Annotated in this window: 1 protein-coding gene; it reads right to left on the bottom strand. The window is 76.3% G+C overall.

From position 1 onward, the window contains the following. Positions 1-113: 113 nt before the first annotated feature. Positions 114-1,038, bottom strand: a 925-nt coding sequence (locus tag ACFFNX_RS50980; protein WP_378213725.1) for a DUF58 domain-containing protein, incomplete at its 5' end; no start/stop codon positions are given.

The raw sequence follows: 1,038 nt of genomic DNA, 5'->3' as shown, positions 1-1,038 counted from the left end.
GGGGTTCGGCGTGGCCGTGTGGTCCGGTGGAGCGGGCGGCGGGGGCTCGGCCGCCGACCCCGGGTCGGGAGGGGGTTCGGGGGCCGGGGGCGGCGGCACGTCGTCCGGTGTGGTCATCGAACGGCCCCCGTCCACGCCGCGCGCAGCTCGTCCAGGTTCGCCATCTCGATCAGGGCGATGCCCGGCAGCCCGGGGCCGGGGGCCTCCGGGCGGATCCGCACGCACACGACCCGGTCGAACCGGCGCCGCAACGTGCCCGCACGCGTGATGTCCCCCCGCGCGCCGGTGAGGACGACGAGCGACCCGCCCGCGCGTACCCGGCGGGCGACGTCGAGCGCCTCGTGCGGCACGTCGTGTGCCCTGAGCACGGCCAGCCGGTCCAGGATCAGCTCGATGTCGTGCGGCCCGCCGCGCGTCTCCACGAGAGGCCCGTCGCCGGTCAGGACCCGTACGGGGAAGTTCGCCGCGGAGGCGCCGGCCGCGACCGAGGCGGCGGCGTCGACGGCCAGCTCGAAGTCGTCCGGGTCGGGGTAGGCGTTCTCGTTCGTGTCGATCACGATGGTCGTCTGCGGCAGGCTCGCGTCCACGAGCTGGCGGACCATGAGCGTGCCCGTGCGCGCGCTGGACCGCCAGTGGATGTACCGCAGGTCGTCGCCCACGACGTACTCGCGGAGCGCGTGGAAGGTGACCGTGCCGGCCGGGGCGGTGTCGGTCGTCGGGCCTTCGAGGTGGTGGTTGCGGCCGGAGGGCATCAGCGGAAGCGCGACCGTCCGCGGGCGTACGAGGAGGTTCTGGACGTCGCCGTACTCCCGCACGCGCCGCGCCAGGCCGAACGGGTCGGCGCGCACGAGACGCAGCGGGCCGACGGGGATCTCCCCGCGCCGGTCCGTGGGCAGCGCGTACGTGACCGTCTCGGGACGGTCCGGTCGCAGGCCGGGCGGCTCGACGTCGATGGCGTCCGCGCCGCAGGCGTCGTGGGCGCGCATGCCGGCGCGCCGGAGCCGCCCGGTGTTGGTGACGTGCAGCACGCCGCCGGCC

The organism is Actinoallomurus acaciae (assembly GCF_042429965.1).
GTDB lineage: Bacteria > Actinomycetota > Actinomycetes > Streptosporangiales > Streptosporangiaceae > Actinoallomurus > Actinoallomurus acaciae.
This window is presented reverse-complemented; position numbering and strand designations above follow the sequence as displayed.